This is a genomic window from Dictyobacter sp. Z7_2 (assembly GCF_057551105.1).
The window spans coordinates 5,308,770-5,323,886 of sequence record NZ_BAAJPE010000002.1; the positions used below are offsets into that span (position 1 = coordinate 5,308,770).

Genomic DNA, 15,117 nt, shown 5'->3' on the forward strand with positions numbered 1-15,117 from the left:
TCTGCTATTTTGACGTTGCCTGCCAGATCATAATGTGACTATGCGCTCCAGAGGCGATATAGTTTCCGTCGGGTGACCAGGCGAGGGTGTAGACGGTCGGATTGTGGCTGGCGTGGGTGTAGCGCCGAATTCCGTTCTGGGCGTTCCAGATTTGGATAGTCCCGTCAGCGCTGGATGAGGCGATAGATGCTCCATTGGGAGACCAGTCCAGGTCGTAAATGGTTTCTTTATGGCCTCGATAGGTGAATTGGCGTTTGCTGCTGGTGGCATCCCAGACCTGGATGGTGCGGTCGGCACTGGCCGAGGCGATGTGGATGCCATCAGGCGACCAGATGACTTTGTGGGTCGGCCATGTACCTGCGGCAGTGACGTTTCCGTTATGGTAATGTCCCATGTAGATGGTGGAGGGTTCCAGGGTGACCGCCTTTGGGTGTAGCTTCAGGATCTGTACAACGGAGCTGTCATAGCCGAGTGCTAACTGGGAGCTATCAGGCGACCAGGCGACAGTCAGGATATTGCCATATGCACCGTCAAAGCTGATGCGCGTTTGACCGTTGAGTGGATTCCAGATGAGAAGGGTGCTCTGACTGGCTGAGGCGATGTGGACTCCGTCGGGCGACCAGGCCAGTGCTTGCACGGCATGTTTGTGGTCCTTGTAATTGATCTTTGTCTGTAGCGGCTCGACTTGCCAGATCTGGATTACTCCATTGTCACTGGTCGAGGCGATCTGTGATCCTTGAGGTGACCAGACAACAAAGGTCATGTCTTTAATGGCTCCGCTGTGGCTGCGGTAAAACCTTTGCATCTGCCGGTTTTTGGTAGACCAGATCTGGACCGTTTTGTCGTAACTGGCTGACGCGATCTGAGTACCATCAGGCGACCATGTGAGCGAGGAGACGACGTCCATATGCCCCTGGTAAAGGCCAATGACTTTGCCTAAGGTCTGTGGCGGTCCCATGGGAATGAAGAGGGGCACCGCTTGCAGGTCGATGGGCTGGGATGGGAGCGATGGCGGTAGCGGCGTGAGCTGTGGCGTGGGCCTCTGGCGTGGTGGCGTGGACATGGGCCTCTGACGAGAAGGCGTGTTGATAGGCGTCGCTGATAGCGTCGGCATGCTGGCCGTTACGGATGGGGATTTACCCCGCGAGACGTCGATACTCTGTAATGTTTGCTTGACCTTTTCAGCGTCTGAGAGGCGTTGGTTGGCATCCAGAACGAGCATCTGGTCGATGAGGGTTTGTAGCTCAGGCGCGATGTTGGGGATGCGCGGAAAGGCGAATGGCGTGGTGGATGGGTCCCTGCCCGTGAGCATTTGATGGATGATGGCTCCCAGGCTGTAGATATCCGCGCTGGGCGCTGTCTGCGCTTTGCCGTATTGTTCGGGAGCTGCATATCCCGGTGAACCGAAGGCGATTGTATCCCTGGCCTGCCCGGGCTTGAATAAGCGGGCAATGCCAAAGTCAATCAGATAAATCTGTCGATTTGGCGTGATCATAATGTTAAGTGGCTTGAGGTCGCGGAAGATGATGGGCATCGGACGCGTGTGCAGGTAACGCAGGACAGTACAGATCTGTGTGCAGATTTCAAAGATCTCTGACCAGGGAAGTTTTCCTCCATTACGGTTCAGGTACTTTTCTAGCGTCTCTCCCTCGATGAAGTCCATGACCAGGTACCAGCGTCCAGACTCAGAGAAATTATCATAGATACGTGGTAGATTTGGATGCATCAATCCAGCCAGGAGTAACGCCTCGCGTTTGAACGCTTCCTCCGCCTCGTACGCTTCGTGCTGTTTTAGTCCTCGTTGACTCAGTTCTTTAATGGCGATCAAGCGCTTTCCCAGCTCTAGATCCTCTGCTCGATAGACCGATCCCATGCCTCCTTGCCCCAGACGGTTGAGCAGGTGATATCTTTTGCGCAACAATTGCTGTTGCGCTTCTGCTGGGGTCCTGGAGGCCTGAAGCGGCTGACGACAGGCGAAACAATGACTATTTTTAGGACTATTCGCTGCTCCGCAGGCGGCACAAAAAATCTCTGGTGAAAGTAACATATAATCCTCAAATGATATAAAAATCTATCTGATCAGTGCTGCAATGATTGCGCGTGCTACTCAAATCTCGTCCCTCGGATGCCGCAACGGCCTGCGAAAATGTCTTGCTGTAGGATGGGCATCAAAAGACGCGATAAGCGTATTGTGCCTAGAAACGGTTCACTTGTCAAGTTTAAGTAGGAAGATCTCTTCAAAAAGTCTTGACTGTAGACTCGACTCTATAGTTTATACTCTGGATAGACAAGAGGCTAGAGTATAAACGATGCATCCCTGACTTTTTGGTTCTCTTTGTTATGTTTCTTCAGGAGATTTTTATGTCAACACCCAATGCACTTATCACGACTCGATTCAATACCACAAGTACTGCTGGGGATGTCGTGGCAGGCCTCGATCTCACGAGTGTTCGTGCCATCATTACTGGAGCCTCGTCGGGTATTGGCCTTGAGACCGCTCGCGCACTCGCCAGCTCTGGCGCGGAGGTAACGCTCGCGGTTCGCAATGCCGATGCTGGCGCGAAGGCTGCTGAGGATATTAAGACGTCGACCAGGAATGAGCGTGTGCGCGTCGTCGCCCTGGATCTCGCCAATCAGGCTTCGATCGCTAGCTTTGTCCAGAACTGGAATGGCCCACTGCATCTGCTGATCAATAACGCGGGGATCATTCCAAGTACGTTGGTCAGAACTGTGGAAGGCTGGGAACTGCAATTCGCTACGAATTACCTTGGTCACTTCTCCCTGAGCCTCGGATTGCATGACGCTCTCGCCGCTGGTTCCCGCGAGCGAGGTGAGGCACGTATCGTAGTTGTTAGCTCCACGTCACATATGCGGTCGCCGATCGTGTTCGACGATATCCACTTCGAACGACGCGTGTACGATCCGCAGGAGGCCTACGCACAGTCGAAGACCGCCGATGCGTTATTCTCTGTCGAAGCTACACGTCGCTGGGCCGTCGATGGCATTGTCGCCAACACTGTTAATCCTGGCGGCGTCGCTACCGGGCTGCAAAGAGATTTTACACAGAAACAAAAAGATTATCTGGCTGAGGCCGAAGCCTCGGGGGTCTTCGTCTACAAGACGGTCGCGCAAGGTGCCGCGACTACTCTCGTGGCGGCAGTCGCTCCCGAATTCGCCCACACTGGCGGTCATTATCTTACCGACTGCCAGGAGGCCTATACTGTGTCGAATGATGCCGACTTGTTCAAGAATAGTGATGGCGTTAAGCAGTGGGCGATTGATCCGGATACCGCACAGAAACTGTGGGAGGTCTCTCTTGGGCTCCTTGCCGATGGAGGCTCCTGAGAGATGCACTCAGGCCGAAGCAGACGAGTCACAGATAGTACGGCGGAGTTTCATGTGCTAATGGACGCAACGCTCTATGGCAGGAAGATCGCGCAATGGAACCCCATGGGGAGCGTGGTCGTACGAGTCACAGACAGCACGGCGGAGCCGCGCCGCTACTACTCTGCCAAAGATCATCACGCCTCTGTCTCAGAGGAGATATGTTCCCAAAACAGATCCGTGAAGTCGTGGGGTGAGACGCCCACCGACGTAGCGGCGCGGCTCCGCCGTGCTGTCACTGGACGCACGACACCGTCCCACGTGCCGATGGAAGCAACGCCAACAAGACGCTCCACGGTGGGAAGATTGTGCAATGGAACCTCATGAGGAGCATGGTCGGACGAGTCACAGACAGCACGGCGGAGCCGCGCCGCTACGTCGGTGGGCGTCTCACCCCATGAGGTGCATATCTCAGATGAGAGATCGGTGCGATGACCGTTGACGGAGTATTACATCGGTTTATTTGTGAGCAACGCTGGGCGATTTGTGGCCGATGCGTTGCCGGAAGACCCAGTAGTTCCAGATCTGATAGGCGAGCACGAATGGTACCAGGGTGATCGCTATGATGCTCATGACGGTTAATGTGTATGGGCTCGATGATGCGTTGTAAATGTTTAGGCTCCAGGCTGGGTTGAGGCTGGAGATCATCACGTTGGGGAATAGGGCCATTCCGATGGTGACGGCTGAGAGCGCTATCGTGATGCCGGTCATGAGAAAGGCCCAGCCAAAATGTTTGGTCTGAATGAGCCAGCCACTGACGAGAAGGGCCATGCCTGCTCCTAACGGGGCTATGCCTGGATCAATTCCCAGGCGGTTGAAGGCGCTGGTGACAAAGTATCCGCTGCCGACAAAGGCGGCAATCAGGATGACTACTGGGAACCAGATGGTGCGCGCGATGTTCTGGGCACGTTCCAGTAGCTCTCCCTCTGTCTTGAGCGTCAGGAAGATGGCTCCGTGTAAAGCGAAGATGGCGATGAAGGCCAGTCCACCCAGGAGCGCGAATGGGTTGAGCAGGTTAAAGAAGCCTCCTGTGTAATTCATATGGGCGTCGATGGGGACACCTTCAATCAAGTTGGCAATGGCGACTCCCCAGAGTAGACTGGGTATCAGGCTTCCAACGAAGATCATCCAGTCCCAGAAGGATCGCCAGGCCGGACGCGGATCTCGATGCCGAAATTCAAAGGCGACTCCTCTTAGGATGAGGGCGACAAGCATAAGCAGTAATGCGAGATAAAAGCCACTGAACATCGTTGCGTACCAGTTGGGAAAGGCGGCAAACATGGCACCGCCAGCGGTGATGAGCCAGACCTCATTACCGTCCCAGAAAGGTCCGATGGTATTGATGATCATGCCGCGTTCCTTCTCGGTCTTGCCCAGAAAGGGTAAGAGCATGCCAACTCCGAAGTCGAAGCCTTCCAGGAAAAAGAAACCCAGGAATAGAACTACAATTAAGATAAACCAGATTATGTTGAGATTCATCATCTTCCTCTTTTTGTCAATTAGTAGACTTCGGATAGAGTGTCATTTTCAAGCAGAGCACTTTCTTCGGGAACGTCCTGATTGGAAATGTCTTCTTTCGCATATTTGATCAGTAGAAAGCTATCCACGACAGCCAGGCCGCCATAGAGGAGTGTGAATACTATGAGCGAGATCAAGACCGATGCGACTCCGACGTTGGGCGAGGCCGCTGAACCGGTCTTGAGCAGTCCAAAGACGATCCAGGGCTGTCGGCCGACCTCGGTCATGATCCAGCCAGCGGCATTGGCCAGGTAAGGTAAGGAGATGCCGACAACAAGCGTCCAGAGGAACCAGCGCTGCTTGTCAAGATTGCGTCTCCAGACAAAGAAGAGTCCGAGTAGCGAGAGCAGGATCATTAACATGCCAGCACCAACCATGATACGGAAGGTCCAGTAGACAACAGGCACGGGCGGTACATAGTCACCAGGGCCGTATTCTTTGACGTATTGCGCTTGCAGTTGGTTGATGCCTTCGACCTTTCCGGTCACGTTGTTATAGGAGAGGACGCTGAGCAGGTATGGCACACGGAGCGAGAAGACGTCGCTGGTACCATCCAGGCTGCCAATGGTGAATAAGGAGAAGGAGGCCGGGGCCTGACTGTTCCAGAGCGCTTCGGCGGCAGCCATCTTCATGGGCTGTACCTGTACCATATGTTGGGCCTGTTCATGCCCATCCATGGCTACAAGGAAGCTGCTGGCGACCGCGACGGCCAGCCCGATGTGGAGAGAGCGACGGAATAGGTCCATGCTGCCAGTCTTTTTGATAAGGTGATAGGCGCTGATCCCTACGATAAAGAAGGCACCAGTGGCCCATCCACCGAGTATGACGTGCGGGAACTGTACCCAGAGGTTGGGGTTCGTTAAGAGAGCGAAAAAATTGGTCATCTCTGCGCGGCCGTTGCGCAGCACGTAACCGACGGGCTCTTGCATAAATGAGTTGGCGGCTAAGATCCAGAAGGCCGAAAGATGCGAGCCCAGTACAACCAGCCAGATCATGGTGAGATGCCAGCGCTTCGAGAGACGTTCCCAGCCGAAGATCCAGATACCCAGGAAGGTCGATTCCATGAAGAAGGCTAGCAAGGCTTCAACGGCGAGCGGCGCTCCAAAGATATCGCCGACGAAGCGTGAGTAGGTGGACCAGTTCATGCCAAATTGGAATTCCTGGACAATACCTGTGACCACTCCCATGGCGAAGTTGATCAAAAATAAACGTCCCCAGAAACGCGCCATGCGCTTGTAGTCCTCGTTGCCGCTTGCAACGTAGATGCTTTCCATCACGGCTACCAGGATAACCAGTCCTAACGTGAGTGGCACAAAGAAAAAATGATACACGGTTGTAATACCGAATTGAAGACGTGCGAGTGTAACTGCGTCCATAAAAAACTCTCCCTGATCGGGTGCTAACAATAAGTGTTATGGAGATTGTATGGGAAGGCAGTTACACGATTATCACAACCGTGATAAGTAATCTCACAAAAAGGTCACAAGGAAGGTAGAGGATGAAGTTATTCTGCAGCAAGAAACTCTGCGAGCAGTTGATTGAATTGCTGTGGCTGATCATACATGCTGACATGGCTGGCATTTTTTAAGATCACCAGACGCGAATTATCAATCTGGGTGTGCAGAATCTGCCCCACAGATGGCGGCACCATGGTATCATTTTCTCCCCAGATGAGGAGCGTGGGAGCCTTGATGTTGGCGATCTCTTCTTCAGCGTCGATGGAGAGCAGATCATTGGCGGCCCGCAATAAGGTGAGCGGTCCAGCCCGCAGGGCATCGTATGCCAGAATCCAGAAAAAACCTCGCTTGATGTAACGGATAGCTGTGAGTAGCGGCAGGGTATAGCCCCAGATGCTGTGGATATGCGTCAGGACGGCGGGCGAAATCAGGACCAGGCGATTGACTACTTCGGGACGATGAGCAGCAATCCAGATACAGATGTATCCTCCCATGGAGTGTCCCACGAAATCCGCTCTGGGTAACTCGACAGCCTCCATCCAGGCCAGCAGCCAATGTGCGACGTTGACGAGCGCAAAGCGCGTATGTATGCGGCGCATGGTGCCAAATCCGGGCAGGTCGATCAGGTAGACCCGATGATCCTGCGCGAGCGCTTGCACGTTACGACTCCACCAGCGCATAGAGCCTGAGAGGCCGTGCACGAGGATCACTGGCTCTCCTTCACCCAGCATCTGATAGCTCACGCGGGCGTCTCTTACCTGGACGCTTTTTAGTGTCGATTTTCTGATGCTCTGTCTTTTGATTAGTTGCTCCTGTTGAATGGACACGTTATCAGGGAAAACAGTCCGCTGGCTTTTGTTTATTCCGGATGGTGAGTCTCTTTGCTGCCAGCTTTCGTGTCTAAGCACATGAGACGGATTAAAAAAATAATGGAAAGCAAGTGGACACAGATGGCTGGTTATTCCTTGCGTTATCGTGTTCCACGCGAACAAAGCGCATCCGAGCGTCCGGTGATCGTGATGGTGCATGGATTGATTGTGTCCAGTCGCTATTTGATGCCAACGGCTCAGCGATTGGCGGCCGATTATCAGGTGTATGTGCCCGATTTGCCGGGCTTCGGCAAAAGTGGCAAGCCAGATCATTATCAGGATTTAGATGAGATGGCCGATACTCTGGCGACCTGGATGACTCTGGTCGGAATTCCACAGGCTATCCTGCTTGGCAATTCGCTGGGCTGTCAGGTCATTGCACGTTTTGCGATGCGCTATCCAGCAAGGATTCAAGCCGCGATCCTTGTCAGTCCTACCATGGACGCTCAGGCACGTACCGCACATCAAGAAATTGGACGCTGGCTCCTGAATATACTCTTCGAACCATTCTCGCTCTATCCTATCGTGCTCCTCGATGCGCTGGATATTGGCTTGCGCCGCTCTGCGGCAACTCTGCGCTATGGACTCCAGGATAAAATAGAAGCTAGCTTGCCTCATATGGATATTCCAACACTCGTGGTACGGGGCTCGCGCGATACGATTGTTCCTCAAGTTTGGGTGGAGCAGGTGACGTCCCTGTTGCCTCAAGGGACGTTGGTGGTGCTTGAGCATGCAGCACACGATGTGAATTATAATTCTCCCGAGGCACTCGTCAAGGCGATCCAGGCGTTTCTAAACTGGATTGTACAGAAATGATCTACAACTGTGCCTGTGTAGAATACGACGTGAACAACGATTGTGAGAACAAGAGGACCTGACTGATAAAAAATATATGCTGTTTTACACCTATTGTTGTTTGATGAGATCGAGTGTGATGGTGCGGGCTTCTGATTTAGTGCCTATGAATTGAGATAGGAGTGAGCGGAGTTGTGTGAGTAATAGGTCAAATGCAAGGGAAATGTTTTCACGTTGCTTACGTGTCTGAGTAGAGGGCGTCATACAATCAATACGAAAAGTGTCAATGAGATCAATTAGTTGGCATACTTGCTCATTGATAAGATTGATGGGCGCTAATAAGCGATAGCGAATAATAATGATGGCAATGGGAAGACTATACACGTCGGTATGAAAAATGCGATAAATAGATTGTAGGTGTGCGCCGATCTCTTCAAGGAGAGTGACAGCTACTTGGCATTGGATCGGACGAATATTTCCTTGCCCTCGAAATGGCACACCTTTTTCTTGTAAGGAAAGGCGCAGATCAGTGATATTTTCTACTTGATCTTGTATCTGGTTATAGAAAGTGTTGAGATAGAGGAGGGTGGCAATTTCCTGCTCGTTCTCGGCGGTGGATATCGTTCTGTCTGACATAGGGTACCCCATTTCCAGATGTCATACAAAAATTGCTATTTCAAGTATGCCTTAAAAAGTATGAATTTTCAAGGCCATTCATACAGTAACGCTTCGAGCAACTGGAACGTTGCATACTTGCACTTGAGTATTTGTCGAAAATATTGATCCGTATTCTTTGTAGCGGTCCAGATACTTTCAAGATGTGCCCGTACTTGAAAAAATTTAAATATCTCTTTGTGGAAATCAATCCCCGAAGGCGAAGGCTGCTTCTTTCTATCAAGAAAACTATAAAAAATATTGTCAAGCTTGATAAAATCGTTTTTTATAGTTTCAATTTCATTATTTATTGAAGGCCATTCATTCACAATATCATATATCTTTTTGATTTTGGGCTTAAAATCATCCAAGTTTGTTTTCCTGGGCTTGCGTGGTAAAAATCGGATTGGCGTTCGTAGATTTTCGCATAATATATAGATATGGTGGCGTGATAGTTGTAATGCCAAGTAATATAGATCACTTTGATCCTTTAATACCCTTGCTGTTTGAAATTGAGCTATAACTTCGTTTAGTTCGCTTATATGGTCATTTAAGTCAATATTGATATGATCTTTTCCTTGCAGGAAGCGGTAGAAACCCTCTTCAATCATTCTTAAACCCTCTTCAATAGTAGAGAGATCGTGCTCTCTAATAAGTAGCGTTTGAAGCATAAAGAACATTTCATTGAGGCTGTCCAGATAAATAGTAAATTTGATATCGGATGGAGCAGTCTTGATGTCATAAATTCTATATCGGAGAGCAATACGATCGAGCAAACCAGCTTTGGAGTCTGGCATGTGGCACAATCCATTTGATAATGCAAACCACTCTCACTTTGGCCCGACCTACTTGATAAAAGTCATGTGTCCTCGAAATGGTCCATGATTCATTTATCGACATATTCATTAAGACGTATTTTCCAGGCCCGATATCAAACTCTCAATACTTTTCAAGTTTTTGATGAGATCTTCTGTTTGTCTTTGTATGAGTTGTCGATCTTCGTTATCGATGGTAAATGTGGAAACAGAGACAGAAGTCTCTGCGATGGCGGTATTTATCTGGTTGATACTGGCTGGGTAATGTTGAATGATGTAATCAGGGAGTGAGGTGTTGGGATTGAGGAGGATATCATCCAGGTATTGACGAAGGTCGAGCAGGATATTTTTGACAGTCTGCATAGCCTTAGCACTCTCTACTTTTTGTTTGGGGGAGATATACATTCTCGTAGAAAAAGGCGTGCGGATCTGTGTGATTGCTTGTATGGCTGTATCGAGACGGAGATGTACATTTTGTCTTAACTGGCTCAAGTTTGTATCAATATCTGGTAACGGGGTGAGCGAAAATGTTTGGTGTTGATTCAGTAGTGATAGGATGGCGATGATGGGGATGGCTGTCTGGGTAGGTGTATTATGCTGTATGTCAGGCTTCCCTTGCTGCATGGCGATAAGTTCCCAATTTTGATTAAAACAAGGAGCACCAGATGATCCTAATGCTGTGTGAACGCGATGGGAGAGGCGTATGCCGGCTTTATTCAGGCTTACAATGCCATGCGGATGATGACTGATTTGCAATGGCCCATGTGCTGGATAGTACAAGATGAAGAGTGGTGCATCAATAATCATCGCGGGCGGCGATGTCGCAGGTATGATCCATCCGCGAGGAGGGGCAGCAGGCTCAGATTGCTCACCTCCAATGGGCTCGTTGCCGGGGGCACCGGAAATGCGGCACAGAACAAAATCGAGTTGCGGCTCAGAGCTATAGTCAATCAGCCAGTTATCGGCCAAATGATAAATGGTGCCAGTACTGACAGCCTCATTGTCTGTAAGGACTCTGTCATCAAAGCGTAGAAGCATCTGCTGCGAGGGTACCTCTCTCTTGATGATGCGTTCGATCGTGTGATAGCTCGTCAAGAGGATGTCAGGGCCTATCAGGAAGCCAGTTCCTTGAAATTGATGCTCGATTTCTATGCGGCAAATCTGTGTTTCGAGATGCCCCAGTAAAGAGTCTATCTGAGTTCTATCTGTAAAAGCACTACTCCCTTCTTCAGGTTGCTGCTCGCTTGTGTGCAGTTCCTCGGATCGAAAAGATGAAATGCTGGCGACAAGACCAAATTGCTCTGCAAAGGTACGCAAAGAAGGATTTCCAGGATTCGCGTCAAGAGCTGCTGCCAGCATTTGAGCCTCCCAACCGCGAGCAATGGCTTGCTCAACGAGATCGTTCACAATATCGTGATAATTATTGCTAAGAGAGAGCGCATCCAGGTTCATATTTAGTCTGAATGCTAGCATGCTTCTTAAATCAATTGGTGAGGAAAAGGCATTCAATAGGCTATCTCTAAATTGGGAACGTTGTGAGGGAGTTAACTTTCCCAGATTGAAACCTTTGTGTGTGCTGGAAGATTGGTCTTGTGGTGGCATTGAGAGCCCGGGCTCAGGAGTGATCCTTTGCTCCGGTATGGAGAGACGATTGCTCATCGGCTGGACAATTGCGATAGGATTAGGACCAGTCCAGGCACGTTCGCTTAAAATGTCGATCAAAGCATCGAAGACAGGGAGTGGTGGCGCAGCCTGACTGTCTAAGAGCTTTGAGATAGATTGTGCAAGCATGCTGGCATCGTTTTCTTGTAGATAGGCAGTCCAGTTCTCGGCTGAGCTGGTTGTGTCGGCGAGACCAAGGAGGCGTGCAAAAACTCCTTTGGACCATTGCTCGTGATCAATGAGATCTCGTTCCCAGGAGATCAAGGCACGTGCTAAGGAGCGCCAGGCGGTCATTCTTTCTGTATAGAGTCCGGTCAATTGTATGATGCGAGCTGTGGCATCAATAAAATCTTTGCCCAATTCTCCCGCAAACCATCCCATCAGGACTGGCTGGGCGGTGATTTGCTCAGAGGATAACTGGCGAAATAACAGATAAAGTTGTTCTTTGGACGTCGTAGGAGAAATTTTGCGTTCAACTCTATCCAGTCCAAGGCGTTGCAGCCCGATCTCTAATAAAAAGAGCGTATTTTTTTTTTGCGAAATGAAGAGCTTTTCAGCGTCGTCTAGATATTTGCGGGCTGCCGGGATATCCAGACGGCGCGTTTCCAGTCGTGCAATGTGAAGACGTAGGGCACCCGCGAGGCGGCTGGAGGTGACGGATAATATGCCAGTGGTGAGAACTGCGATGGCGTCCTCCCATTTTTGCCGAAGCTCATATGCCTGCGCTTGCAACTCGTAGAGTGGACTATTTGCGGTACGTTCTGGACGCTCTCGTAAGAGAGTAATGGCATCCTGTGCATTATCGTGTCGTAGATACTCTCGTGTGCGCTGTTCTGTATCCCGTTCCCAACTCTCCTGATCGGCTTGATGGCGTTGGTCTGGCGAGAGGTATACACCCAGGTGAGATGCAAGCCATATTTTCTCATGACCTGTAAGTTCATCAAGCGCATTGGAGAGGAGATCCTCGATATGATTATCGTCAATCCAGCGTTGATTGAGCATCGCGATGGGCTGTCGTAGCAACAAACGATGATAAAGCTCTTCGGCGCGTGCGCTAACCCCTTCCTGCTGTTCGTAATAGAGGACAGCGGCCTCTGAGATTAGCCGCGCTTGCTGTTGGTCATTGTGATGAATTCTTTTGAGCATAATCGCACGAAGCTCTGGTCTATGATAGAGGGAGCCGTCTTTCATCTCCACAAGCGATTCATCCTCTTGTAGTATTGTGAAGAGTCGTTGTTCATCGTCAGGATGTTCAAGTGTAATACCACAAGGTGTTGCCAGGACATAGCGGATCAATGCGGGTGTAACAAAGCGTAGGACGAAGCCAGGATAGACAAGTTTATGGATATTGTGGTCGTGGATATGACCGAGAATGCGAAGAAGGAGCCGTTCTTGTAGACTGCTTTCCTCAAAATGCATCACTAGCAGATTATCTTGTATCATCTGCTCAATAGTAGTCCGATCACTTTTTTTGAGGTACAGAACCATAAGTTTCAAGGTGAGGGGGAGAAGATGAGGCTTCAGCTTGCTAATAATTTCTCTAGCCTGATCTGAGTCGAGTAGCCCGTGAGTTTCATTTTCCAGATACACTTGTGCGGTCTCGGCATCAAAGCCCTTTAATTCATAGGGAGTTGTTGGGAAGTCTAGTGTTCCTGTCAGGGGAGCGCGTCCCACAAAAATAGTCTTTAATGAAGGAAGTGCATGTTTCAAAGTGGTCAGGAACGAGCAGAGGCTGGTAATGACGACGCTGCTGTGGTGTTGAACTCGCTCAAGAGTATCAAGTACCAGGAGGAATGGGGAATCTGAGTTAGCGTGAAGATTATGTAATAAATGAGCAAAATCTCTTGAGTAGCGCCACCAGTCATTTTTTATCTGATGGGCAAAGTTGTCTCCGGCTCTTGATTCATAGGTGCTGCGATGGAGTTCGTATTTGATAATCTGATGACGCATGGTATCGCGTACTTTATCGCAAGATTGTTGTGATTCAGGATAGAGAATCCCGAGCTGACGGGTGGCCTCAATGAGAATCGTAAGGGGTTCTTCGATGCGTATCCCAGGGCGCTCGAAGTCAACGTACGACCATGGGAAGTGTGGTTTGTCAGTTCCCAGGGCGTTTTCAAGGATGAGGTGGGCCAGCAGAGTTGATTTACCAACGCCACCAGGTCCGTAAATGGTTGGCGCGATGTTCTGGCTGGTGTTGGTGGTGGTGATGGGCAGTTGAAGCGTCGTGTCGTGGAATAACACAGGAGGTATCCCAAGATAGGTGTACAACATAGATAGCTCTTGTTGCCGTCCACGGAAATTTTCTCCGGCAAGCTCGTGGAATGGTTGGAGCAGGCCTAGCCATTGTTGTCTTTGTTGAATAGTGTCTCTGGCGGGGAGATCGGGAATCACGCCATCTAGCCAATTGACCACTTGAAAGGAGGCCGCAACCTGTGATAGATCCTGTTTGGAGATGGGAGGAGCATCGCCTGTAATGTAGGCAGATAACATCTGCTGTACTGGATTGTCGGGAAGTGGTTGGTTGGCGGTGAGAGCATGCTGAAGAGCTTTACGACTTTTCATCTGCTGAAGCACGTCTTTCCGTATTTCTGGCTGTAACATCCAAAGATCGTGATTGTGCTGATCAGGCAATGACTTGCAATTCTTAAGTACGTCTTGTCTATTTTCGTGATCGGATATGCCGGGAACCGGGTTAAGCGTTGCCAGATAGAAGAATGAGAGCACTGCGGCGGCCTGGTGATAGGAGCCATAGTGAGTGATGGGGGGGAGTGGTGCGGAAGATGGATCATAACTAAGATCCAGGGCATAGAGCTGTTGCTCCATTTCTTTCAAGAGTTGTTGTTCTTCCTGGATAGGAAGAGGGGGATCGAGTATTCTTTGTGCTTCAACACTGGCAACTTGTTCAAGTAAACGAAGTCTCTGTGGGTGCTCTGGATCAACCTGGCGCCAGACCATCTGTGCAGATTTTACGATTTGTTCGTTTTCATAGGGAATGTGCTGTGTGCGATGGCGCTGCAGGTAGAGAGTGCGAAAAAAAGGAAGTAGATCTTTGGCTTCAATGGGCTGGATAAATTCATATTCGATACGCCCGGGAATAATCAGATTTAAAGTATCGTGATCCTGATAACTTAAGAGGATAAGCCTTAATTTATCCAGTTGTTTGTCGATGCTACTGGCTAATGCATTGATAAGATCCTGAGTACGAGGAGATAAAAGTTTCTCTGGAAAACTATCAATCACAATCCAATAGACAATGTCGCTCTTGTTGAGTTGTCCAATCAGCCAGTCGACGAAGTACTGTACCCAATGTTCTTGCTCTACAGGGATGCCACCTCTGTGGGGGTCCAGGCCCATTTGACTTACCATCATACTTCCCAGATCATTGGCTTGCATCTGCGAATGTGATAGGCGATCAAGGTCGATCAAAACTGCTTTGAAAAAGTTATAGAAGGTCTCTAAATAATGAATCAATTCCCAGCTATGTGATTTTCCGCTATAGCGTTGTCCATCTACGATGAGGATGCGTTTGCCGTCACGTTTCAACAAATTCCCGATGAATGTGCGTAGTTCATTACGATCAAGCATGACCTTTCCCTGGCGCAGATAACACGTTGTCAAAGGGTTCTGCTTTTCGTGCCAGCTGATGGCTAGTAGAAGTTGATCACGGATACCTATGAATCGTTCACTCTGTAAATCTCCCTCTTGCGATAAAATGTGTATGGCAGAGTTAATTAAGTCTCCCATTTTAAGATCTTTTTCGGCTTGATGGAGGAGCAAAGAAACTAGCTGGCAAGTGTCGTCTCCTTGAATACCTAGCTGATCAAGCGTCTGGCTCCAGGTGAAGATAGCCAGTTGAAGAAGTTTTGCATGCGTTGTAAAGGCATCATTGAATGCCTCCTCTAGCTGCTGAAATTGTGGTTGATTTAAAAACATCCTTCAGAGACCTCATTTTCAAGGTTG

At 49.7% G+C, this 15,117-nt stretch carries 10 protein-coding genes; 3 read left to right on the plus strand and 7 right to left on the minus strand.

The window, feature by feature from the left end:
• Positions 1 to 4 precede the first annotated feature (4 nt).
• The gene (locus tag AC27N8_RS35720; protein WP_487074598.1) at positions 5 to 2,047 is read right to left on the minus strand and encodes a protein kinase domain-containing protein; all 2,043 of its coding nucleotides are present in this window, start codon (positions 2,045 to 2,047) and stop codon (positions 5 to 7) included.
• Between the two features lie 314 nt (positions 2,048 to 2,361).
• Here AC27N8_RS35720 and AC27N8_RS35725 point away from each other — a divergent pair, with 314 nt between their 5' ends.
• Both AC27N8_RS35725 and AC27N8_RS35730 read left to right on the plus strand, forming a co-directional pair.
• Entirely contained in the window at positions 2,362 to 3,345 is a 984-nt protein-coding gene (locus AC27N8_RS35725; RefSeq protein ID WP_487074600.1) for an SDR family NAD(P)-dependent oxidoreductase, read from the plus strand.
• 54 nt (positions 3,346 to 3,399) lie between these two features.
• Complete coding sequence (locus tag AC27N8_RS35730; RefSeq protein WP_487074602.1) at positions 3,400 to 3,711, plus strand: hypothetical protein; 312 nt, start codon at positions 3,400 to 3,402, stop codon at positions 3,709 to 3,711.
• Between the two features lie 132 nt (positions 3,712 to 3,843).
• On the opposite strand, the gene cydB is transcribed toward AC27N8_RS35730, so the two are convergent.
• The 3 genes from cydB to AC27N8_RS35745 form a co-directional block, all read right to left on the minus strand.
• A complete protein-coding gene (cydB, locus tag AC27N8_RS35735; RefSeq protein ID WP_487074826.1) occupies positions 3,844 to 4,863 on the minus strand; it encodes a cytochrome d ubiquinol oxidase subunit II in 1,020 nt (339 codons plus the stop codon).
• 20 nt (positions 4,864 to 4,883) lie between these two features.
• Positions 4,884 to 6,278 carry a cytochrome ubiquinol oxidase subunit I gene (locus tag AC27N8_RS35740; protein WP_487074604.1) on the minus strand — a complete coding sequence of 465 codons (1,395 nt, stop codon included), beginning with the start codon at positions 6,276 to 6,278 and terminating at the stop codon, positions 4,884 to 4,886.
• Positions 6,279 to 6,406: 128 nt separating this feature from the next.
• Positions 6,407 to 7,102: an alpha/beta fold hydrolase gene (locus AC27N8_RS35745; protein WP_487074606.1), complete on the minus strand. Its 696-nt coding sequence runs from the start codon at positions 7,100 to 7,102 to the stop codon at positions 6,407 to 6,409.
• 186 nt (positions 7,103 to 7,288) lie between these two features.
• Between AC27N8_RS35745 and AC27N8_RS35750 the strand changes: the two genes are divergently transcribed.
• Positions 7,289 to 8,044, plus strand: coding sequence for an alpha/beta fold hydrolase (locus AC27N8_RS35750; protein WP_487074608.1), 756 nt, complete (start codon positions 7,289 to 7,291; stop codon positions 8,042 to 8,044).
• A gap of 90 nt (positions 8,045 to 8,134) precedes the next feature.
• On the opposite strand, the gene AC27N8_RS35755 is transcribed toward AC27N8_RS35750, so the two are convergent.
• The 3 genes from AC27N8_RS35755 to AC27N8_RS35765 form a co-directional block, all read right to left on the minus strand.
• Positions 8,135 to 8,659, minus strand: coding sequence for a hypothetical protein (locus AC27N8_RS35755; RefSeq protein ID WP_487074610.1), 525 nt, complete (start codon positions 8,657 to 8,659; stop codon positions 8,135 to 8,137).
• 68 nt (positions 8,660 to 8,727) lie between these two features.
• On the minus strand, positions 8,728 to 9,474 hold the full coding sequence (locus tag AC27N8_RS35760; protein ID WP_487074612.1) for a hypothetical protein: 747 nt from the start codon (positions 9,472 to 9,474) through the stop codon (positions 8,728 to 8,730).
• 108 nt (positions 9,475 to 9,582) lie between these two features.
• Entirely contained in the window at positions 9,583 to 15,090 is a 5,508-nt protein-coding gene (locus AC27N8_RS35765; RefSeq protein ID WP_487074614.1) for an effector-associated domain EAD1-containing protein, read from the minus strand.
• Positions 15,091 to 15,117: the final 27 nt, after the last annotated feature.

Coding starts and splice junctions, on each gene's coding strand:
- AC27N8_RS35755 (WP_487074610.1), bottom strand. CDS start 8,659: ATGTCAGACAGAACGATATCCACCGCCGAGAACGAGCAGGAAATTGCC.
- AC27N8_RS35765 (WP_487074614.1), bottom strand. CDS start 15,090: ATGTTTTTAAATCAACCACAATTTCAGCAGCTAGAGGAGGCATTCAAT.
- AC27N8_RS35750 (WP_487074608.1), top strand. CDS start 7,289: ATGGAAAGCAAGTGGACACAGATGGCTGGTTATTCCTTGCGTTATCGT.
- AC27N8_RS35720 (WP_487074598.1), bottom strand. CDS start 2,047: ATGTTACTTTCACCAGAGATTTTTTGTGCCGCCTGCGGAGCAGCGAAT.
- cydB (WP_487074826.1), bottom strand. CDS start 4,863: ATGAATCTCAACATAATCTGGTTTATCTTAATTGTAGTTCTATTCCTG.
- AC27N8_RS35725 (WP_487074600.1), top strand. CDS start 2,362: ATGTCAACACCCAATGCACTTATCACGACTCGATTCAATACCACAAGT.
- AC27N8_RS35760 (WP_487074612.1), bottom strand. CDS start 9,474: ATGCCAGACTCCAAAGCTGGTTTGCTCGATCGTATTGCTCTCCGATAT.
- AC27N8_RS35740 (WP_487074604.1), bottom strand. CDS start 6,278: ATGGACGCAGTTACACTCGCACGTCTTCAATTCGGTATTACAACCGTG.